The 20,305-nt window shown below is 67.9% G+C and carries 16 protein-coding genes and 3 tRNA genes; 7 read left to right on the top strand and 12 right to left on the bottom strand.

Going from position 1 to position 20,305, the window contains the following annotated elements:
- Positions 1-196: 196 nt before the first annotated feature.
- The 3 genes from AC4EEV_RS13890 to AC4EEV_RS13880 all read right to left on the bottom strand — a co-directional run bounded on the left by AC4EEV_RS13890 (position 197) and on the right by AC4EEV_RS13880 (position 558).
- Positions 197-272 (bottom strand) — tRNA-Phe (locus AC4EEV_RS13890).
- A 48-nt stretch (positions 273-320) separates the two neighbouring features.
- Positions 321-394: transfer RNA gene (locus AC4EEV_RS13885), tRNA-Asp, on the bottom strand.
- A gap of 91 nt (positions 395-485) precedes the next feature.
- Positions 486-558, bottom strand: a tRNA-Glu gene (locus tag AC4EEV_RS13880).
- 164 nt (positions 559-722) lie between these two features.
- Between AC4EEV_RS13880 and AC4EEV_RS13875 the strand changes: the two genes are divergently transcribed.
- From AC4EEV_RS13875 to AC4EEV_RS13860, 4 genes are all read left to right on the top strand, one after another.
- The gene (locus AC4EEV_RS13875; protein WP_491329227.1) at positions 723-1,739 is read left to right on the top strand and encodes a PHP domain-containing protein; all 1,017 of its coding nucleotides are present in this window, start codon (positions 723-725) and stop codon (positions 1,737-1,739) included.
- Positions 1,740-1,831: 92 nt separating this feature from the next.
- Positions 1,832-2,812: a DMT family transporter gene (locus AC4EEV_RS13870; protein WP_491329226.1), complete on the top strand. Its 981-nt coding sequence runs from the start codon at positions 1,832-1,834 to the stop codon at positions 2,810-2,812.
- A 9-nt stretch (positions 2,813-2,821) separates the two neighbouring features.
- Entirely contained in the window at positions 2,822-3,280 is a 459-nt protein-coding gene (locus AC4EEV_RS13865) for a metallopeptidase family protein (protein WP_026264962.1), read from the top strand.
- 208 nt (positions 3,281-3,488) lie between these two features.
- Positions 3,489-4,946, top strand: a complete 1,458-nt coding sequence (locus AC4EEV_RS13860; protein WP_491329225.1) for a C40 family peptidase — start codon at positions 3,489-3,491, stop codon at positions 4,944-4,946.
- Between the two features lie 25 nt (positions 4,947-4,971).
- Here AC4EEV_RS13860 and AC4EEV_RS13855 read toward each other — a convergent pair whose 3' ends face one another.
- The 5 genes from AC4EEV_RS13855 to AC4EEV_RS13835 all read right to left on the bottom strand — a co-directional run bounded on the left by AC4EEV_RS13855 (position 4,972) and on the right by AC4EEV_RS13835 (position 12,033).
- On the bottom strand, positions 4,972-5,886 hold the full coding sequence (locus tag AC4EEV_RS13855; RefSeq protein WP_491329224.1) for an ABC transporter permease: 915 nt from the start codon (positions 5,884-5,886) through the stop codon (positions 4,972-4,974).
- Positions 5,876-6,886, bottom strand: coding sequence for an ABC transporter ATP-binding protein (locus AC4EEV_RS13850; RefSeq protein ID WP_491329223.1), 1,011 nt, complete (start codon positions 6,884-6,886; stop codon positions 5,876-5,878). The genes AC4EEV_RS13855 and AC4EEV_RS13850 overlap by 11 nt, the downstream gene beginning before the upstream one ends.
- Positions 6,883-7,998: a LolA family protein gene (locus AC4EEV_RS13845; RefSeq protein ID WP_018763083.1), complete on the bottom strand. Its 1,116-nt coding sequence runs from the start codon at positions 7,996-7,998 to the stop codon at positions 6,883-6,885. The genes AC4EEV_RS13850 and AC4EEV_RS13845 overlap by 4 nt, the downstream gene beginning before the upstream one ends.
- 105 nt (positions 7,999-8,103) lie before the next feature.
- A complete protein-coding gene (locus AC4EEV_RS13840; protein ID WP_491329222.1) occupies positions 8,104-10,959 on the bottom strand; it encodes a PEP/pyruvate-binding domain-containing protein in 2,856 nt (951 codons plus the stop codon).
- A 33-nt stretch (positions 10,960-10,992) separates the two neighbouring features.
- The gene (locus AC4EEV_RS13835; protein WP_491329221.1) at positions 10,993-12,033 is read right to left on the bottom strand and encodes a universal stress protein; all 1,041 of its coding nucleotides are present in this window, start codon (positions 12,031-12,033) and stop codon (positions 10,993-10,995) included.
- Between the two features lie 426 nt (positions 12,034-12,459).
- Here AC4EEV_RS13835 and AC4EEV_RS13830 point away from each other — a divergent pair, with 426 nt between their 5' ends.
- Positions 12,460-13,098 carry an NAD(P)-binding protein gene (locus tag AC4EEV_RS13830; protein ID WP_491330890.1) on the top strand — a complete coding sequence of 213 codons (639 nt, stop codon included), beginning with the start codon at positions 12,460-12,462 and terminating at the stop codon, positions 13,096-13,098.
- A gap of 52 nt (positions 13,099-13,150) precedes the next feature.
- On the opposite strand, the gene AC4EEV_RS13825 is transcribed toward AC4EEV_RS13830, so the two are convergent.
- Positions 13,151-13,846: a copper resistance CopC family protein gene (locus AC4EEV_RS13825; RefSeq protein WP_491329220.1), complete on the bottom strand. Its 696-nt coding sequence runs from the start codon at positions 13,844-13,846 to the stop codon at positions 13,151-13,153.
- A gap of 107 nt (positions 13,847-13,953) precedes the next feature.
- On the opposite strand from AC4EEV_RS13825, the gene AC4EEV_RS13820 reads away from it, so the two are divergent.
- Positions 13,954-15,393, top strand: a complete 1,440-nt coding sequence (locus AC4EEV_RS13820; protein ID WP_018763078.1) for an NCS2 family permease — start codon at positions 13,954-13,956, stop codon at positions 15,391-15,393.
- 65 nt (positions 15,394-15,458) lie between these two features.
- Here the strand turns inward: AC4EEV_RS13820 and AC4EEV_RS13815 are convergent, their stop codons facing one another.
- Entirely contained in the window at positions 15,459-16,763 is a 1,305-nt protein-coding gene (locus AC4EEV_RS13815; RefSeq protein WP_018763077.1) for a cation:proton antiporter, read from the bottom strand.
- 175 nt (positions 16,764-16,938) lie between these two features.
- Between AC4EEV_RS13815 and hutG the strand changes: the two genes are divergently transcribed.
- A complete protein-coding gene (gene hutG / locus AC4EEV_RS13810; RefSeq protein WP_018763076.1) occupies positions 16,939-17,928 on the top strand; it encodes a formimidoylglutamase in 990 nt (329 codons plus the stop codon).
- 28 nt (positions 17,929-17,956) lie between these two features.
- On the opposite strand, the gene AC4EEV_RS13805 is transcribed toward hutG, so the two are convergent.
- Positions 17,957-18,622, bottom strand: a complete 666-nt coding sequence (locus AC4EEV_RS13805) for a response regulator (RefSeq protein WP_018763075.1) — start codon at positions 18,620-18,622, stop codon at positions 17,957-17,959.
- A complete protein-coding gene (locus AC4EEV_RS13800) occupies positions 18,619-20,199 on the bottom strand; it encodes a sensor histidine kinase (RefSeq protein ID WP_491330889.1) in 1,581 nt (526 codons plus the stop codon). The genes AC4EEV_RS13805 and AC4EEV_RS13800 overlap by 4 nt, the downstream gene beginning before the upstream one ends.
- Between the last annotated feature and the right edge of the window lie 106 nt (positions 20,200-20,305).

The following is a 20,305-nucleotide window of genomic DNA, read 5'->3' as shown; positions in this document are numbered from 1 at the left end:
AATGCCGGACATTTGGGCGCAGCGTTCGAGGCCGGGATTCCGGGCCGGCCCCATACGGGCCGCGGATATTTATCTTCGCGCCCCATATGCCCTTGGCGACGCGAAAGTGCGGGTCGCACTGATGCCCGTGGATGGCGCACGATGCCACGCCTTAAACGAAGAAAAGCACCAGTTCCGAAGAACTGATGCTTCCCAGTGGTGGCTCCGACCGGCGTCGATCCGGTGACCTTTCGATTTTCAGTCGAACGCTCTACCAACTGAGCTACAGAGCCTAGGTGACTAGTCACCATGAGAGCCGGAATCTCTTCCAACAATCAGAGCGACCCTGACGGGACTTGAACCCGCGACCTCCGCCGTGACAGGGCGGCGCGCTAACCAACTGCGCTACAGGGCCTTGCGTTTCTTGCTTTCACAGTATCTCTACCGCTTTTTTCAAGGCTTCCAGCCTACCAGACTTTTTCTGCCTGCCTGACCAGTTCCTTGCGTACCCCCAACGGGATTCGAACCCGTGCCGCCGCCGTGAAAGGGCGGTGTCCTAGGCCGCTAGACGATGGGGGCCAGAACCCGTTCGGCACAAAATAAAAGGCGTCAAGCGATGCTTTCCATCTTTGCCCTTTGCGTTTCTCCGAACTGGACTCAACAACTATAGGGCCTTCGCAGGAATTATCCAAAATCGGCCAAAAACACCGCCATTCCGCCATTGCAGGGGCCAAGATGGACGGATGGATGCCGTCGCAGCCCTCAACGAGATTGCTTTCTGGCTGGAGCGCGGGCGCGCTGCCACCTTCAAGGTGCAGGCCTTCCGCAAGGCCGCCGCCACCATCGGCGCCCTGGACCCGGACGAACTGGCGTCCCGCGCACGGTCCGGGCGGCTGAAGTCCATGAAGGGGATCGGCGACCGGACCTACGCCGTGATCCGGGAGGCCGTGGACGGACAAGTTCCCGAGTACCTGGCGGACCTCCGGGAGAAGGGAGCGCAGCCGCTGGCGCCCGGCGGCAGCGACATCCAGGAGGCGCTGCGCGGCGACCTCCACAGCCACAGCGAATGGTCCGACGGCGGCTCCCCCATCGAGTTGATGCTTGCCGCCGCGGAGGTGCTGGGCCGGGAGTACGTGGCCCTGACCGACCACTCCCCCAACCTCACGATCGCCAACGGCCTCTCGCCCGAACGCCTGCGCAACCAGCTGGACGTGGTGGCGGGCATCAACGGCAAGGGCGGACCCACCCGGCTCCTGGCAGGCATCGAGGTGGACATCCTGGAATCGGGAGAGCTGGACCAGGAACCGGAACTGCTGGACAGGCTGGACATCGTGGTGGCCAGCGTCCATTCCAAGCTGCGCGCTGACCGCAAGACCATGACCACGCGGATGCTCGGCGGAATCACCGACCCGCGGACCAACATCCTGGGCCACTGCACCGGCCGGCTGGTGGAGGGCTCGCGAGGGACCAGGCCCCCGTCGGAATTCGATGCCAAGGAAGTATTTGCCGCCTGCGCAGAGCACAACGTCGCCGTGGAGATCAACTCCCGGCCGGAGCGGCAGGACCCGCCTGACGCCCTGATCCAGCTGGCTTTGGAGGCCGGCTGCCTGTTCTCGATCGACAGCGATGCCCACGCACCCGGGCAGCTGGATTTCCTGCAGTACGGCGCCGAACGGGCGGCCCGAAACAACGTACCCGTTGAGCGGATCATCACCACCTGGCCGGCGGACAAGCTGCTGGCCTGGGCCACAGCCCCGTAGGGCCCCGCCGGGCACCGGGGAGTCCCCCACCGCCGTACCTCGTTGTCCGATTCCCGCCAGCCGGGCGCCTCCGCCGCCGCTACATTTGGTTCATGCCCTCATCCAGCCCCGGACCCCAAGCACTCACTCCCCCAGCTCCCGCAGCTGTCCCGGTGAGGGCCCTCGGCGTGGCGGCCATGGCGGTCACCGTGCTGCTGTGGGCTTCGGCATTCGTGGGAATCCGCGCGATCGGCCCGCATTTTTCCCCCGGCTCCCTGACGTTGGGCAGGCTGGCGGTTGCCGCCGTCGTCCTGGCCATCCTGGTGCTGCCGCAACTCCTCAGAAGCCGCGTGGTGCCCCGGGGGCGGGAGTGGCTGCCCATCCTTGCCTACGGAGTGATGTGGTTCGGTGGCTACAACGTGGCGCTGAACGCTGCCGAGCACATCCTGGACGCAGGCACCAGCGCCCTGCTGATCAACGTCAATCCCATCCTGGTGGCAATCATGGCCGGCATCTTCCTCAAGGAAGGTTTTCCACGCTGGCTGTTGATCGGCAGTACGGTGGCCTTTGCCGGTGTCGCGATGATTGCCATCGGTTCCGGGCAGCCGCGCACCCCGGGCGGGAGTACGACGGCGGACCTCGCCGGTGTGGCGCTGTGCCTCCTTGCCGCGGTGCTCGCCGCAGTCAGCGTCATCATCCAGAAGCCGGTGGTGCGGAAGTTTCCCGCGGCCCAGGCCACCTGGTTCGGAATCGTGGTGGGTGCCCTGTGCTGCATGCCCTTCGCCGGGCAGCTCGCGGCCGAAGTACAGGCAGCTCCGCCGCAGGCCACCTGGGGGCTGGTGTACCTGGGGGTCTTCCCCACCGCCATCGCCTTCACCACATGGGCCTACGCGTTGTCTTTGGTGGATGCCGGCAAGCTGGCCGCCACCACGTACCTGGTACCAGGAACCACCGTCCTTATCTCCTGGCTGTTGCTGGGCGAGATTCCTGCCGCCTGGGGACTGGCAGGTGGCTTGGTGTGCCTCGTGGGCGTCGGCCTGACCCGGCGCAGGACCCGGGCGCCCGGCGGGCGGCGCCGCCCGCATCGGGGCTAGAGTCGAACTATGCCAGCCAGCCTGCCACCGGGCCTGCCGATTGTCCCCTCGAGTCCGGACGGAGCAGCCCCTAACGAACCGGTTGCGGACGCGCCCTCCGGATTCGCCATGTCCCCGGACGAGTTCGAGACCGCCGTCCAGGATGCCCTGGACAGTATTCCCGACCGCCTGGCCCGCGCCATGGACAACGTGGCCGTCTTCATCGAAGACGATTATGTTCCCGGCCCCGGGGAAGATCCGGACGCCGTCCTGCTGGGCCTCTATGAAGGGGTGCCGCTGACGGAACGCGACTCGTGGTGGGATGCCGGTTCCCTGCCGGACCGCATCACCATCTTCCGCGAACCCATCCTGGAGATCTGCGGCTCCCGGGATGATGTGATCCACGAAGTGGCCGTGACCGTCGTCCATGAAATCGCCCATCACTTCGGCATCTCCGATGCCCGGCTGCACGAGCTGGGTTGGGGCTGAGCAGGCTCCGGCCTGCGACCGATTCCGCGACACGCCCTATCGGCCAACACCACGAATGACATTCTTGTGGTTTATGTTATTGCTGTGACTGCTGTTGCCAATGTGCATCGAGTCACGTAACCTCGGACTGCTGGCGAGCAGCTGAGGGGCACCGTCGTGCCGCATCCAGAACCTCACTCCCAGCCCAATTGTTGCGAGGTCTCTGCACATGGCTTTACCCGGATCCGGCCGTACAACGGCCGTGCTGTGCGCCGCCGTCGTACTCTTTGCCTCCGTTGCCACACCCGCAGCAGCCGTACCGGCGCCTTCCGCGCCGCTGTCCGTTCCGGCATCGCAGGACATCCCGTCCCCGGAAGATATTGCCGCGGCAAAAGCCAGCGAAACCGCGACGGCGGACCAGGTCACCGCGATCGAACGCATCCTCGCCGACGCATCCACGGCCCAGCAGGCGGCCTTCGCCGTGGCGATGCAGGCAAACAACTCCTACAGCGAAGCGCTGGTTGAGCTGCAGCAACGGACCCAGGCTGCGTCCGCGGCCTCCGCCCGTGCCTCGTCCGCGAAGGGGCAGCTGGACAAATCCCGGAAACAGGTGGGGCAACTCGCCGGAGACCTTTACCGCAACGGCGGATTGAACCCCACGCTCGGAACCCTGGCCAGCGGTGGGGACAGCCTGCAGCAGGCCGCCACGCTTGAAGCCCTGTCCGCCAGCCGGAGCCGCGCTTTTGAAGCTGCGGATGCCGCGGCCACCGCGTACCGCTCCCTGACGGCATCCGCCGACGATGCCACCAAGGCCGCCGACGATGCTGCGAAAACCGCCGAGCAGCGGAAGTCCCAGGCCGAAGAGGCCAACGCCGCGCAGGCCAAGGCCGTGTCCGACGCGAAGGCGCAGCGGACCATCCTGGTGGACCAGCTGGCGCAGCTCCGGAACACCACCGTTGCGCTGGAATCGGCCCGGGTTGATGCCCTGGACAAGCAGCGTGAAGAAGCGCGGCTTGCGGCGTTGTCTGCCGCTGCCGACAAAGCGGCACAGGACAAGGCAGCCCAGGACCAAGCGACACAGGACCGAGCCGCGGCGCAGAACGCCCCGGCCCGGAACACGCCGGCCCAGGACACGGCACCTGCTCCCGCCGCTCCGGCACCAGCGGCCCCGGCTCCGGTGCCGGCCCAGCCGCCTGCAGCTCCGGCACCCGCCGCACCCGCTCCCGCGGCTCCTGCCCCCGCTGTGCCTGCCCCGGCCCCTGCTCCTGCCAACCCCGCGCCGGCGCCCGCTCCCGCGCCCCCGTCAACCGGCGCTGGGACCTACGAGACGGCGATCTCCGTCGCTTTGGGGAAGGTTGGCGCGCCGTACTACTACCAGTGGGGCGGTACCGGCGTGTACGGCTTTGACTGCTCCGGCCTGGTGCAGAACGCGTTCGCCGCTGCCGGAAAGTACCTCCCGCGCACCGCGTCCCAGCAGTACGCTGCCGCCCCTGTCCACGTCCCGATCTCACAGGCGCGCCGCGGCGATCTCCTGGTGTGGGGCTCGGCTCCGAACTTCTACCACGTGGCCATCTACCTGGGAAACGGCCAGGTGGTGCAGGCGCTGAATCCGCAGGAAGGCATCACCGTCTCCAGCATCAGTTCCATGGTGGGAATGGACCTCTACCCTTACGCCGCCCGCTACTGAGCCGTACTGCGGGGCCGCCCACCAGTCAGCTCAAGACGTCCTTGGTGACAAAACGGCCGTACGCCAGCGCCCCGAACACCGCCACGTAGCCTGCTTGGAGCAGTCCATTCGCGGCAAATGAGTCCCACAGCACCGGCTGGCGCAACATGTCACCGAAACCAAGCCAGTAATGGCTGAACAACCATGGATGCAGCCATTCCAGCTGGGGAAGCTGGTCCAGGACCTCGGAAACAACCGAGACCACCACGGTGGCCGCCATCGCACCGACGGGGACCACGGTCATGGTTGACAGGAACAGCCCAATCGCTGAGAGGCCCGCCAGGGATACGGCAATGTAGGCGGCGATGAGCACTATCCGCACGGCGGCCTCAGCAGGCTGGACGACCCCGCCGGACAGCAGGGGCACCGGCCCTACTGGAAAGAGCGCCGCGCCGATGGCCGCCCCCACCAGGCCGATGGTCAACGGTGCCACGATGCAGAAGGCCACGGCGCCCGCATATTTGACCAGGAGCAGCCGCACCCTGCCCGCCGGGGCCACCAGCAAATAGCGGAGGGTTCCCAGGCTCGCTTCCCCGGCGATGGTGTCGCCGGCCACCACGCCCACGGCGAGCGGCATGAACAGCGGGACGGACACCAGCATGGCGGTGAAGGCCACGAACAGTCCGTTTTGGGTAATCCGGTCCAGGAAGGCAGGGCCGCGACCGGGCGGGACGGCGGACGAGACCTTGACCGCGACGGCGATGAGCACCGGAATGGCGGCCAGGGCCAGCAACAGCGCCCAGGTGCGTCGCCGGGTGAACAGGACCCTCAGTTCAGAGGCCAGCAAGGAAAACCCGGAACCCGGCGTCCTGGAACCGGACCGCCTGGACGTGCTCTGCGGGGTCGCGGCCCGGGCGGTTCCCGCAGGCTGTGGGATGTCGGCAGGCACGCTACTGGGCAACGTCGAATCCTTCCCCGGTAAGGGCAACGAAGCGGTCTTCGAGGCTTTCGCGTTCGACGGCGAAGCCCCGGACACGCACCCCGGCCTGGACCAGGTGCGCAACGACTTCTTCCGGGAGCGGGGCGGGTGGCTGCACTGAGGTAATCAAGGCCGCCACGATGGTCTCGCCGTCCGGCGACGGCTTGCCGGATTCCCCGTCCACAGGTGCGGGTGGCAGCCCCAGCCGCGCGAGGACCCGCCGCGCCGCGCCGCCGTCCGGGGTGACCAGCCGGAGGCGGGTGCTGCCGGCTTGCCGGAGTTCAGCCAGCGGCCCTTGCGCCACGAGCTTGCCGGCGCTCATTACTGCGGCGTGGGTACACATCTGGTCCACCTCGGCCAGCAGGTGGCTGGAGACGAACACGGTGGTGCCCTCGTGGGCCAGGGACCGGACCAGGTTGCGCACCTCACGCGTACCTTGAGGATCCAATCCATTGGTGGGCTCATCCAGCACCAGCAGGTCCCGGGGAGACAGCAGCGCGTTGGCAATGCCCAGCCGCTGCTTCATCCCCAGTGAGTACGCGTGGACCCGCTTCCGGGCCGCGTGTTCCAATCCCACGCGCTCCAGGGCCCGTTCCACCCTGGCCTTGCGGGTGGCCGGCACGGTGTGCCGGCCGGCGGCATCAAGCCGGTGGAGGTTGGCGGCCCCGGAGAGAAAGGGATAGAACGCCGGTCCTTCCACCAAGGCACCGACCCGCGGAAGCACGTCGTGGAACTCATCCGGCATCTGCCTGCCGAGCAGGTTCACGGTTCCGGCGGACGCGGCCGCCAGGCCAAGCAGCATGCGGATGGTGGTGGTCTTGCCGGACCCGTTGGGCCCAAGGAAACCGAACACCGCCCCGTGCGGGACGGCGAGGTCCACAGCATCGACGGCGGTCTGCTGGCCGAACCGCTTACTCAGGCCATGGGTCTCGATCGCAAGCCCGGCAGCCGCCGGACCAGCGCCCGCCAGGCCCGTACTCACCGAGCCGCTGCCGCTGCGGCCTGCAGTGCCTCCGGCGGCACCATGCCAGCGAACATCCGGCCGTCGTCAGTGACCAGTACGTTCACCAGGGCTGTGGAGAGAAGCCGGCCGCCCGGGACGGGGACTGCGGCCTGTGCCAGCAGCGGATCGGCCAGCAGGGACGCTGCAGCTGAACCGGAAGCGCCCGCTGCCGTGCCCACTACCGTTTCCCAGCCGGTTCCGGCCACGGAGAGGTGCGCCTTCGCTTCGAGCTGGGGAAGCAGTTGGTCCGGGTTGGCCATGGGCCCCGGATGTGGAGCATCTGCCGGCTCATGGGACTTGTCCGGAACCGGAACGTCCTTCACCGTGCTGCCCGGCGGTGGCGTGAAGCTGAACAGGGACTGATCCGGCGTGTCCAGGGAAAAGGCGGTGAAACCGGAACGAAATGCCGGTTTGTCGGCTCCGCGCGCGGTCACCTGGACGGACAGCGGCATGCCCGTTTGGCCATCGACCGCGATGGCCACCTTGCCCACCAGCGTTGCATCGGTGCGGGGCTCAATCACCAGGTTGTAAGCGCTGCGGCCGGCAACAACGACGTCCGGTCCCACGGTGACGGCGGTGGTGGGATCGACCTTGGACAGGAGCTGCTGCGCCAGGTCGTCCGGCGCGGGGACGCCGGGTGTGCCCTGCATGTCCCTCGAGGGCATCGAATCCTGGGTTTTTGCGGGCAGCGTCAGGTGCTCAGCGGTGTTGTCCTTCGACGAGTAGAACCAGACATCATTGCCATCCCGGACCACGTCCCGTTCTGCCAACTGGTCCACGACCTGCACGCGGGCGTTGTCCTTGCCGTCAACGTAGATGCGGGCGCTGTGCCGGCCGGACAGGAGCTCGATAACGGCGGCTGCGCTCCCGGCTGATGCAGGGGCGGAGGTCTTGCCGGCGGCCGGAAGCTCGGGCAGGCCCAACTCCGACACCTGCTCCAAGGTTCCCGAGAAAGAGTGCACCTGATGGGTGCCCACCAGTTCCAGGACTTGTGCGGGGGTTTTCGCGGGCAGCGGGTCTCCGGCGCTGGCGGGCAGGGACCCGGTGAGCGCGCCCACAGCGATCACCACCGGGGCTGCGGCGGCCGGCATCCACCGAAGCCATGTCCGTCGGCGCAGTGTGCTGCGCTGTTGCAATGTGCTGCGCTGCTGCAACTCTCCGCTGGAATCCAGCGTGTTGGAACCCATAGATCAAGGTTACGCCCGCGCGGCCGGGTCCGTGCCGGCATGGGTCCCGAAAACTTCGGTAGCGGCAGGACGTTCGGGCACGACGGTTCCCTGACCGCCGTCGACCGTTACTCTTTGGCCGGTGGTTATCAGCCTGGTGGCATCCGCCACCCCGACGACCGCGGGGATCCCGTATTCCCTGGCCACCACAGCGCCGTGGGAGTTGGCGCCGCCCATTTCCATCACGAGCCCTCCGGCAGTAAGGAACAACGGCGTCCACCCGGGGTCAGTTGACGGGGCAACCAGGATCTCGCCCGGTTCGAGGCGGGCGCCGACGGGGTCCAGGACCACCCGTGCCGCTGCCGTCACCGTCCCTGCCGAGGCAGGACTTCCAGCCAGCGTTCCGTCCGCCATGCCGGTGGCGGTACGGACCGCTTCGGGTTCGGTGCCGTCCGAGAGGAGCACCCGGGGTATATGCCGGCGATCAAGCTCCCGGCGGTAGTCCGCCCGCCGGCCGGCGACAAGCTGCCGGACGTCCGGCAACGTTGCTCCCGGGTCCGCTGTTACACCGGAAAGGGCCTGCCGCACCTCGGCGAAGTCCAGGAAGAAGACGTCGTCCGGGCGGTCGAGGGCTCCTGCCTCCGCGAGTTCGGCGCCCACCAGGAGCAGTTGCCTGCGGACTTCTCCAAGGCCAAGCACAAGCTGGTACTTGGGCAGTTCACGCAGGCCGGCGAAGAGCCGTGCCCTGCGCAGGGCGGCCCGCACCAACACTCCCCTGGTCCTGCCGCTCCCGGCTGCGCGGGCTACGAGCCGCTCGACCTGGGCTTCAGCGTCCTCGGCTGCTGTGCTGAACTGCCGGTCCGGCGCTAGGGCGGGATCTTCCAACCGGAGGTAATTGGCCAGGATGCCCAGGATATGTGCGGGCTCTTCCGACCACCGCGGCAGCCCGATGTCGATCTCAGCCACCGCCCGGTGCCCGTACCGCTCCAGGAACCGCCCCAGCCCGGCGTCCAGGCGCGCGGGCAGCCGCCCGGCCCTGAAGTCTTCCGCCAGCGCCGCTGGATCCGATCCCATCAGGGCGGCTGCCGATTCGCCATCATCCTTGATGGCCGAGGCGAGGCGCCACAAATCAAGGTCCATCTCGGTGGTGACGTTGTTCGGCAGGCCCCGGATCACGGGCTGGAGTTCGTCCCACGCGTCGTCGCCAAGGAGCTTTCCGGCGAGGCCCAGCATCGCAAAGCCCACCAAGGGGAGGGGAAGTATGGCCGGAACAATCGGAAAAAGGCGGGCTCCCAGGAGGGCCTCGACATGGTCCAGCCTGGCCAGAGCCCCGGGACCATCGGTGGGGGCCAAGGATCCCTCGAAGTCCCGGGTAAAACGGTCCAGCCGGCGGAGCGCCGCCCCGGGCCGGAGCAGGGCCCGAAGTACTGCCTGCGGAACCTTGGCGTGCACTGCTGCCGGGCCAGCGTGCCGGAGGAGCCCGAGGGGCGTCCTGCCGGTCACCGAAAAGGCAGGGTCCTCGAACAGTTGACGCATGACCGCTGCGGTCCGTGCCTCCATGACGTCAAAGACCCGGGGAACGATGCGGCGGCCCACGGCGCTGCGAAGGGGCGTGGTGAAGTCGATGTATATCCGCTGCCCTGCCTCGGCGTACGGGGACGGCCCCCGCCGGGGTTCGGGAACAGGGAACCGTGCGGCCGTGGCCACGGACGAGGCGACAAGGCGCAAGGCGGCCAGCCCCATGGGGGTAAGCGGCCGGGTGAGTCCCTGCGCCAGGCTGAAGCACAGGTACGCCCTGGTGCCGCCGGCGCCGGGCCCGCCGTGGCGGACGTGGGCGGCCCCGTTGCTTTCCGGGACCGGGTAGAGGGTGGTGATGGGCCGGGATTGGGTCAGCCACAAGGCCCCGGCGTTGTCGATGGCCCACTCGGTGTCCTGCGGGGCGCCGAAGTGGTCTTCGGCCTGCAGCCCAAGCCTCGCCAGGGCGGCCAGCTGGGGTTCCGTCAGGCAGGGTGTTCCGGTGCTGCCCGGCAACTTCCTCGTCTCCGTGCCGCCGCCGGGAAGGGACCTGACCTCGACGCCTTCCCCGCCAAGCCGCTGCTCCACTGCCCTGCCGGTCAGGCCATCCACCACAAAGTGGTCCGGGTTGACCGCGCCGGAGACCACTGCTTCGCCGAGGCCCCGGCCGGCATCGATGACGAGCTGCCGGCGCCGCCCGTTGAGTGGGTTCGCCGTGAACATGACTCCCGCCGTGTCTGCATCCACCATCCGCTGCACCACTACGGCGATGGCCACTCCGGCAGGGTCGATGCCCAGGCTTGCCCGGTAGGCAGTTGCACGGTCGGTCCAGAGCGATGCCCAGCAATTGCGCACTGCCTCAAGGACCGCGTCCCCTCCGATGACGTTGAGGTAGGTGTCCTGCTGGCCGGCGAAACTCGCAAACGGCAGGTCCTCGGCGGTAGCGGAGGACCGTACCGCCACCGGAACGTCCGGTCCCATCGCGGCGTACGCCTGCCGGACGGCGTCGGATACTGCTGCCGGAAGCGGCGCCGCCAGGATTGCGGCACGCGCGGTTCCGGCCGGTCCGGCCAGGTCGATTGACTCGCTGGCGGCAAAATCATGGCTTGTGGCCCGTGCTGCTCCCTGCAGGGCCGCAAAGGCATCCGCAAGTCCGGGAAGGACGGGCTCAGGGGTGCCGACCACCTGCCAATATGCCTCTGTTGTCAGGCAGAAACCTTCCGGGACGGGCAGCCCGGCGGACATCAACTCGCCGAGGTTCGCCGCCTTGCCGCCCACGAGGGCCAGCATTCCGGCGTCGAGGGCCTCCAGCGGCAGGACGGGACCGGCGCCTGCGCTGGTGCCCGATGACGGTATCCCCTGCTGCCCCATGGCGTGGCTGGCCTGCCGGCGGACTTGGTGTGCCTACGCTGCGTCGCCCAGGATGGGCCCGAACCGTGCCCGGTCTGCCAAGCGTGGGTCTTCCCGGTCCGGCACCACCATGACCGGTCCCTTGGCGTGATGGAGTACGCCGTCCGATGTTGAGCCGAGGAGCATGCCGGTGAAGCCACCGCGGCCGCGGGTGCCCACCACCACCAGCTCCACGTGCCTGCTCTCCTCCACGAGGACGTCGACAGGCGAACCGTCCTTGAGCTCGTAATCGGCCCGCAAGTGGGGATAGTGGCTGCGAAGCCAGGCCATGCCCGCGTCCAGGGTGACGCGGATGTCCTCAAACAAGGCCTTCCGGTCCATCGGGGCGGGAACCCACGCCAAGGAACCGCTGTACTGCGGCACGGCACAGACCACACGGAGCGCGGCGCCGAGCCGTTCGGCCTGGTCAGCTGCTTCCAGCACGGCCACCCTGGCCTGCTCGGAACCGTCGACGCCGACCACCACCACGTTCTCCACCGGCCGGTGGCCGGATTTGGCCTGCTCTGCCTTGATGCGCCGGTCCTCGGTGGTCTCACCGAGCCGCTCCGAGCAGAACAGCGGCACGGTCACCGTGGGGCATTTCGCGTGGGCGGGCAGCGCGCTGCTGACCGAACCCAGGAGCCGGCCCACGAAGCCACCGCGGCCGCGGGTTCCCACCACCAGGAGCTCGGCGGTTTCGGAGATCTCCAGCAGCACACCGGCGGCGTCACCGTTCTCCACCGAGGAGCTGGCCTCGACGTCGTACGTTGAAACCTTCTCGAGGGCCTGTTTGGCGATGGCCTCGGCCCCCTCCCGGATGACCGAGTCGTCCACGGTGGCGTAGCCGCCGTCCAGGCCGGAGGCGGCGAAGATCGGCACCGAGTAGGCGGTGACGATATGGAGTGGACGACGACGGCGCTGGGCCTCCCGCGCGGCCCACACCAGGGCGCACTGGCCGTGCTCGGAGCCATCGACCCCCACCACGATGCCTTCGGGAGCGGCCGGAGAACCACCGCCGTCCCGAGCGGGGTCCGGATGCAACTCTTGTGAGCCCATGGGGGCCGCCTCCTCGCGATACTGCCTGATGTTGCGGCTATTCTGCCAGAAAACGGCCCCGGGTCCGTGCACCCCGTCCCGCTGCTGCAACGGCAGGGAACAGGCCGCTTCCATTTCCCACTATTCTCCGTCCCCCGCGGCTTAGCAAGCCTGTTCAGGGGCGCGAACGAGGGTTATCCACAGGCTTTTCCGGCGCTCCCGGAAAGCGCCTTCACCACCGCGCGAATGTTTTCTCCCATGGGCTATTCACGGCCGCAATTGTTCTGTAGTCTTCAGGACATTGTTGGTCCGGGACGCCAGCTGCAACTTCCTGTGGGGGCGGCCCGGCCATGCGCTGCGACCGTGCTTGGGGGCATCGGGACGCGAGCCGGCGAGGTCGCCGGCAACCTGCCGAAGCTTCGAAGGAGGGAAACTGTAGTGTCAAGCATGCCTGGGAATGCCGGGACCGAACAGACCACCACTGTGATCATTGGCACCGGCCTGTCCGGGCTGGCCGTGGCCGCTGAACTGCGGCGGCACGGAGTGGAGTCCATCGTGGTGGACGGCCTGGATATCCTGGGCGCGGCGCAGCCGGCGAACACGTCGTCGCTGCAGCGCTGCGACGCCGCGGACAGTGACACCCTGAGGGAGCGGAACGAGATCCTGCGGCACCTGCGCAACTACGCCGCAAGCCACAGCGTCGACGTGCGGAATACCACCCGGGCTGTGCAGCTGACCATGCTTGAGGGTCCGGAGGACACCGCAGCGCCCCAGTGGCAGGTCCACACGCCCACAGGCATCCTGGTGGCAGACCACATTGTCCTGACGCGCTGCGCCCACAGCCAACTGCGGCGCATGCTCAGCGACTTCGGCATTGCCGTAGGCAATAACGTGGCAGCAGCCATGCGGGCGATCGGCATCTACCTGGTGGGGGTGGGTGAACTGATCACGCCGTCACCCAAGGAGGTGCTGCGCCAGGCCAAGACCGTAGGCCAGGCGATCTCCGCCAAGGTCAACCTTGGCAACGTCCAGCCATCGGCCGGCGCCTTCCCCGCAACGGGCAGCTTTGCGGCGCTTACCTGCTGACGGCAATCCTCTTGACCGCCGGCCTTGATCCGCCTGTTCGGCCAAGCGGCCGCTACCGCCGGCCCTCTCCAACTGTGTCCCCGTCGTCGGGCCGGTCCTCCTCGTCGGGCTGGTGCCCGTCGTCAAGCGCGTCACCGTCACCGGATAGCCGGCGCCGGGCCAGGACGCCCAGGCTGACGAGCAATCCAACGGCCACAGCCGCAAACAGCACGATGCTCCATTGGAAGGGTTCGGCTGCGCCGGCAGGTGCTGACGGTTCCTCCGTCACCCCCGGCCTCGCGGTGCCCATGCCGGGGACAGCGCCGGCCGCCGTCGAACTTTCCGACGGGGCACGGACTGAGGCCGCGGCTCCCGCTGGGGCGGATCCCGACGCCGCGGTGAACGTGAACGTCCCCTCGATCGGGTGTGAATCTGAGCTGACCACGCGCCACGCCACCGTGTACGCCCCCGCCGGGCCGCCCGATCGAAGCTTTTGGGTGGCAACGTTGTCAACGATGCGGACGGAACCGTCAGCCCACTCCTTCCCGGACGCATCCTTGACCGAGAACGAGGAACCAATGCCCAGCGGCGGGTTACTGAAGGTCACCGAAACTTCTTCAGGCGGGGCCGCCAACGCGGCTCCCTGCGCCGGGGTGGTGGATTCCGCGGCATCATGCGCGGAGGCCGGCCCCACCAGGCCAAGGGTGGCGGTTGCAAGGACGAACAAACCGAGCATTATGCTCAGCAACTGCCGGTGCACCGGGCGCATGGGCTGCTCCTCATGTTGGCTTCCTTACAGACTAGGCGAATTTGGCCGCCCCCACCGTGCAGCACCCTTAGGATGCAGGTATCCCCACACATTCCCCCGGAGGACTAATGCTTAAGCAAGGCTCTGCCCTGGACCGGTATTTCATGGTCACGGAGCGAGGCTCCAACTTTTCCCGCGAGATCCGCGGCGGGTTCGCCACCTTCTTCGCCATGAGCTACATCGTGGTGCTGAACCCCCTGATCCTGTCCGGTCCCGACTCCACCGGGGCAACGCTCGGTTTCACCGCCGTTGCCGCCGTAACCGCGCTCGTGGCCGGGGTCCTGACCATCCTCATGGGCGCATGGGGACGGCACCCCTTCGCACTGGCCACCGGCCTGGGCGTCAACGCCTTCGTAGCCGTGACGGTCGCCAGGAATCCGGGCCTCACCTGGCCGGACATGATGGGCCTGGTGGTCCTCTCCGGCATCACCATGCTGATCCTGGTCCTCACCGGTTTCCGCACCGCCGTCTTCAAGGCCGTACCCGAGGGGCTCAAGACAGCAATCGTGGTGGGCATCGGCCTGTTCATCGCCCTGATCGGCCTGGTCAATGCCGGGTTCGTGCGGCGAATCCCGGACGTGGCAGGAACCACCGTGCCCGTGGGCCTGGGCTTCGACGGCAAACTGCTGGGCTGGCCCACCGCCGTGTTCGTCTTCGGCCTGATCCTCACCATCGCCTTGGTGGTCCGGAAGGTCAAGGGCGCCATCCTGATCGGCATCATCACCTCGACCGTACTGTCCGTCATCCTTGAGATGACCCTCCACATCGGCCCCAGCTTTGACGGCAAGACCTCCAACCCGCAGGGGTGGTCCCTGGTGGCCCCCACATTCAGCGGCTGGGCCGCCCCGGACCTCTCCCTGATCGGCAAGGCCAACCCGTTCGGCGCCTTCTCCGACCTCGGCTTCGTGGCCGCCACCCTGCTGGCCTTCGTGATCCTGCTCAGCATCTTCTTCGACGCGATGGGCACCATGGTGGGCCTGGCCAACGAAGCCGGCACGGTCGACGAACACGGCAACATTCCCGACGTGGACCGCGTGCTCCAGGTGGACGCCCTCGGTGCCATCATCGGCGGCGGCGCGTCCGTCTCCTCCAACCAGATCTACGTCGAAGCCGGCGCCGGCATTGGCGAAGGCGCCCGGACCGGCATCGCCTCGATCGTCACCGGCCTGCTGTTCCTGGTGGCCATGTTCTTCACCCCGCTGATCAACCTGGTCCCGTTCGAGGCCGTAGCCCCGGCCCTGGTGGTGGTGGGCTTCATGATGGTGTCCCAGGTGGGCAAGATTGACTGGCAGGACTGGGGCATTGCCATCCCGGCGTTCCTGACCTTCACCCTCATGCCGTTCACCTACTCGATCGCCAACGGCCTGGGCGCCGGCTTTATCGCCTACGTCCTGATCCGCACGGTCCAGGGCAAGGTCAAGGACATCCACCCGCTGATGTGGGCCGTTGCCGCGGCATTCCTGCTGTTCTTCGCCATCGGCCCGATCGAGGCCGCCCTCAGCATGTAGCCACCCGCTGGACGGGAAGGGCTGGTGCGGCGCCTGCCGTACCAGCCCTTTGTCTTTACGGCTGGCTATACCGGCGTGTTGGGCGCGAGTCCTTCGTCCCCGGAGACGGCCAGCGCCCGTTTCTCGCGCAGCCGGTCCAGCCGGTTCATCAGCGGCGAGGTGGTGGCCCCGTGGATCACTATGGACAACGCCACCACCAGCCCGACAAACGACCAGAGCCAGTGCGCCTGGTCCGCGAAATGGTCCTCCCCCAGGGCAAAGGCCAAGTAGTACAGCGACCCGATACCGCGGATGCCGAAGAAGGACAGCGCCACCCGTTCGCGCGGCCCGGTCTTGCCGCCCAACAGCCCCAGCCAACCCGCCACGGGCCTGACCACCAGCAGGAACGCCAACGCGACCAGCACCTCCGCCGGCCCGATGCCGGCGAGGAGTCCACGGGCTATGGCGCCGCCGAGCAGGACCAGGATCACCACGGTCAGGAGCCGTTCGAGCTGCTCCACGTATGAGTGCAGCACCCGGTGGTAGCCATGGCTGCGCTCGGCCGCGCGGATGGTCACGGCACACACGAAGACCGCGATGAACCCGTAGCCCTCCGCCAACTGCGTCAGCCCGTACGCCAGGAAGGTGGCTGCCAGCGCCACGAAGCCCTCCGAGTGGTTGGAAAGCCGCAGGCTGTCGCGGCGCGCTGAAAAGAACAGCTTCGCCAGGAGTTTTCCGGTGAGGAAACCCACCAGCAGGCCCAACGCCAGCCGCCACAGCACGTCCACCCCGAACCATTCGGGAAACCAGGCCGACGGCGAGGCGCCTGCCACGCTGATGGCGATGGCCAGGTAGACGAACGGGAAGGCCAGCCCGTCGTTGAGGCCGGCCTCCGAGGTAAGGCCAAAACGCACCTCATCTTCCTTTTCGACACCTTCTTCCTCGTCCGCCGGTTCGCCCACCTGCACTTCCGAGGCAAGGACCGGATCCGTGGGGGCCAGGCTGGCGGCCACCAGCAGTGCCGCGCCAAGGCCCAGGCCCAGGAACCACATGCCCAGCAGCGTCAGGGCGGCGATGCACAGTGGCATCGCGATGCCCAGCAGCCGCCAGGTGGTGGACCACCGCTTGCGCCCTACCGGCCGGTCCAAGGCAAGCCCGGCGCCCATCAGCGAAATGATGACGCAGATTTCCGCCAGGTGCATCACGAAACCACTGTGCTCCACCGGGTTGGGATCCGGGAGCGAGGGAATCAGCGCAAAGGCCCCCATGCCGGCACCGAGGAAGACCATGGGCATGGACAAGGGCATGTTGCGCAGCAGTTTTGGCAAGACGGCGGCGACGAAGACGGCCGCGCCGGCGGCCGCAAAGATGATGTTAGCGGCGTCGAACATGAGCGGCCTCCGGCTTGGAAAGATGCGTGGTTCCGGCACAGGCACGTCACGCTTGGATCTGGCCGACCGATCCCACCCTACCCCTGCCCCGCCCCGCGGGGTTGGTTCTTGGATCCCGGACAGGACGACGGCGGCGTTGCTGGTTTTTCTGCCCGGCGTACGGTGAGCTTGATGCATGCCTTTCCAGTCCCCAGCCGTCGACGTCCCGCCGCAGCCCTGGACAGGGAGGTACGACGGCGACGGCCCGGCCCACCGCCGCTGGTGGCAGGCAGTGAACCGGGCGCTTGAGCCCGGTCCGTCGGACGCGGAGGGCGGCCAGGGTGCCGGGCACCCAGTGGCCTCGGGCCGGAAGCCGGTGGCCTTGCTGGGTTTCGCCAGCGACGAGGGAGTACGCCGAAACAAGGGCCGGACCGGGGCTGCCGCCGCCCCCGCAGCGCTGCGGACAGCGCTCGGACCCCTGGCCTTCCATCTGGACCGCTCCGTTTCCGATTGCGGTGACGTGGTGGTGTCCGGAGACCGGCTTGAGGCCGGCCAGGAACGGCTGGGCCATGCCCTGGCAGCCCTGCTCGACGCCGGCCACCAGACTGTCGTCCTGGGCGGCGGCCACGAAACCGCCTACGCCAGCTACCTTGGCGTCAGTGCGTCGGCCGCGGTCCGGAGCGGGCAGCGGCTGGGCGTGCTGAACCTCGACGCCCACTTCGACCTCCGCGACGAAGCGGTTCCAAGTTCGGGTACGCCGTTCCTGCAAATGGCCCGTGCGGAAACGGACGCCGGACGCGACTTCCGTTACGCCGTCGTCGGCATTTCGGAGCCAAACAACACCCGGGCCCTGTTCGACACCGCGGGAAAACTCGGCGTCCGCTACCTGCTGGACGAAGACTGCGGGGCAATACGCGTCCAGGCGTTCGTGGCGGACTTCCTGGCGGAAACCGACATCCTGTACCTGACGATCGACCTGGACGTACTTCCCGCCTCGGTGGCCCCGGGCGTCAGCGCCCCCGCAGCCTACGGCGTGCCACTTCCCGTGATCACGGCCGTATGCCGGCAGGTGGCCGCGAGCGGGAAGCTGCTGCACCTGGACGTGGCGGAACTGAACCCCGCATTCGACATTGACGGACGGACCGCGCGAACGGCCGCCCGATTGGTTGACACGCTGCTGCGCTGACAGTCCTTGGCGGCCGGGTCAGGCCGGGTCAGGCCTTCAAGACATAACGCCGTTCCGGCCGCCCCACGCCGTACTTGAGCCGTACGTCCAGGGCGCCTGCGTCATGCAGGTATTCCAGGTAGCGGCGGGCGCTGACGCGGGACGTTCCGAGCTCCTGGGCAACCTCCGCGGCGGACACGTCGCCGGCGGCAGCGTTGAGGGCGGCCTCCACCAGTTTCAGGGTCTCGATGCTGCATCCCTTGGGCAGCGGCCGTTCGCCGCGGTCCAGGCCGAATACCCGGTTGACGTCCGATTGCTCGGCCACGTCCTTGGCGGCATCCAGGCCCTGGTACGCGCTGCGGTAATGTTCCAGCCGCTCCTGCAGGTCCGATTGGGAAAACGGCTTGATCAGGTAATGCACGATGCCGCCCCGGAGCGCCTTCCGTACCGTTTCGACCTCGCGGGCGGCACTGATCACGAGGACGTCCAGTTCGGGGGCCACGCTGCGCAGCCGGTGCATGAGGTCCAGGCCGTTGACGTCGGGCAGGTGGATGTCCAGCAACACCAGGTCGGGCCGGAGCCGTTGGGTCTCGGCAACTGCCTGTGCCCCGGTGTGGGCCGCCCCCACCACGGTAAAGCCAGGCGTGCGCTGGATGAATCCGGCATGCACTTTGGCCACCATGAAGTCGTCGTCGACGATCAGGACTTTGATCATGCCTGGGTACTCCCTCGTTTCAGCACGGCCCTAAAGACCGCCCCGTGGTCATTGGCCACCGTCAGGTCCCCGCCGCCGCGGCGGCAGACAACCCGGGACATCGCCAGGCCAAAGCCGCGGCTGCCCGCCGGTCCTGGTTCTTTGGTGGTGAAGCCCTGGCGGAAAATGTGGTCGGCCGAGCCGCCCGGGACGCCGGGCCCGTTATCCCTGACTGTGACCACCACGTCTTGCCCGGCCCTGCCTTCCACCAGCACCGTGACGGCTGCCAGTGGAAGCCCGGTGACGGCGTCGAACGCGTTGTCGACGAGGTTCCCCACCACCGTGGTGAGGTCCCGGGACAGCGCGTCATCCACCTTGTCCAGCCCTGAACCCGGGTCCAGCTGCAGTGCCACGCCACGCTCGGCGGCCAGGCTGGATTTGGCGATCAGCAGGGCGGCGAGCGCGGGATCGGCGATCCGGCCGGTCACCTCGTCGTTGAGCCGGGTCCGGTCCACCGTGGCGCCGTTGACGAACTGGACCACGGACTCGTACTCGCCGATCTGGATCAGGCCGGAAATGACATGGAGCTGGTTGGCGAACTCATGGGCCTGGGCCCGAAGGGTGTCCGTGGCGGTGCGGGTGGCGCCCAGCTCCTGCTCAAGTTCAGATAGTTCCGTCCGGTCGCGGAGCGTGGCCACCGATCCGATCACCTTGCCGCGGGACCGGATGGGCACCCGGTTCATCACCACCAGGCGGTCCCCGACGAGCACCAGCTGGTCCGGTCCGGGCTGGTCCTGGGTGAGGACTTGCTTGAGGGCCGGCTCGACAGCCAGGCCGGACAACCGCTTGCCCACGCAATCCGGGGGGAGGCCCAGCAGCGCCCGTGCACTGTGGTTGGCCACCGTGATCCGTTCGTGCAGGTCGAGGGCCACCACGCCCTCCTTGAGGCCGTGCAGCATGGCTTCCCGGTTCTCCACCAGGCTGGTGATTTCGCTGGGTTCCATGCCGAGGGTCTGCCGCTTGACCCTGCGCGAAAGCAGGAGGGACCCGGCGATGCCCAGGACACTGGCAACCCCAAGGTAGGTAAGGAGATTGGGGACGGCGTCGCCCAGCCGTTCCAGGACGGTGGGATAGTTGCGGCTGATGGAGGCGATCCCGATCATGCGGCCGGAATCGTCCAGGACCGGCACATGGGCGGACAGGAGCGGTGCGGGCGTGCCGCCCACCACTCCGGTCCACGCCCGGCCTTCCATCACCCGGCTCGCGCCGAGCTCCAGCGGCCGGCCCAGCAGGCTGGGATCCGAGGATGCCACCACGGTACGGTCCAGTTTCGCCAGCGCCACCCGGGATGAGCCCGAGACAATGCGCACGGACTCCGCCACAGCGGGAAGCACGGCACCGCCACGCGGCTCTGTGTCCGGAAGCAGCTCACGCACCACCGGGTTGCCGCCGAGCGCTTCCGCTGCCGACAGGGCACGCCTGCCCTCGGTCCGTTCGAAGGCCGCCGCGGACTGGGCCAGGGAAATGGCCACCACGCCCACCAGCACCGCCAGGACAATGAGCAACTGCAGCAGAAGGTACTGCCCCGCAAGGGACATTCCTCGTCGTCGAGTCACAATGGTCTTCCTGGTGTTCCGGGGGCGATACCCGGGAACTATATCCCAAAGCCCGCGGCCGGGCCGTCGTGGGGGTTTGGAAACGTGA

Source organism: Pseudarthrobacter sp. MOO14, assembly GCF_058267675.1.
The sequence above is the reverse complement of the archived record's forward strand: the minus strand, read 5'-3'. Positions and strand labels throughout refer to the sequence as shown.

Coding starts and splice junctions, on each gene's coding strand:
- AC4EEV_RS13875 (WP_491329227.1), top strand. CDS start 723: ATGGATGCCGTCGCAGCCCTCAACGAGATTGCTTTCTGGCTGGAGCGC.
- AC4EEV_RS13870 (WP_491329226.1), top strand. CDS start 1,832: ATGCCCTCATCCAGCCCCGGACCCCAAGCACTCACTCCCCCAGCTCCC.
- AC4EEV_RS13865 (WP_026264962.1), top strand. CDS start 2,822: ATGCCAGCCAGCCTGCCACCGGGCCTGCCGATTGTCCCCTCGAGTCCG.
- AC4EEV_RS13860 (WP_491329225.1), top strand. CDS start 3,489: ATGGCTTTACCCGGATCCGGCCGTACAACGGCCGTGCTGTGCGCCGCC.
- AC4EEV_RS13845 (WP_018763083.1), bottom strand. CDS start 7,998: ATGCCGGCCGCCGCAGCCCCGGTGGTGATCGCTGTGGGCGCGCTCACC.
- AC4EEV_RS13840 (WP_491329222.1), bottom strand. CDS start 10,959: ATGGGGCAGCAGGGGATACCGTCATCGGGCACCAGCGCAGGCGCCGGT.
- AC4EEV_RS13835 (WP_491329221.1), bottom strand. CDS start 12,033: ATGGGCTCACAAGAGTTGCATCCGGACCCCGCTCGGGACGGCGGTGGT.
- AC4EEV_RS13830 (WP_491330890.1), top strand. CDS start 12,460: ATGCCTGGGAATGCCGGGACCGAACAGACCACCACTGTGATCATTGGC.
- AC4EEV_RS13825 (WP_491329220.1), bottom strand. CDS start 13,846: ATGCGCCCGGTGCACCGGCAGTTGCTGAGCATAATGCTCGGTTTGTTC.
- AC4EEV_RS13820 (WP_018763078.1), top strand. CDS start 13,954: ATGCTTAAGCAAGGCTCTGCCCTGGACCGGTATTTCATGGTCACGGAG.
- AC4EEV_RS13815 (WP_018763077.1), bottom strand. CDS start 16,763: ATGTTCGACGCCGCTAACATCATCTTTGCGGCCGCCGGCGCGGCCGTC.
- hutG (WP_018763076.1), top strand. CDS start 16,939: ATGCCTTTCCAGTCCCCAGCCGTCGACGTCCCGCCGCAGCCCTGGACA.
- AC4EEV_RS13805 (WP_018763075.1), bottom strand. CDS start 18,622: ATGATCAAAGTCCTGATCGTCGACGACGACTTCATGGTGGCCAAAGTG.
- AC4EEV_RS13800 (WP_491330889.1), bottom strand. CDS start 20,199: ATGTCCCTTGCGGGGCAGTACCTTCTGCTGCAGTTGCTCATTGTCCTG.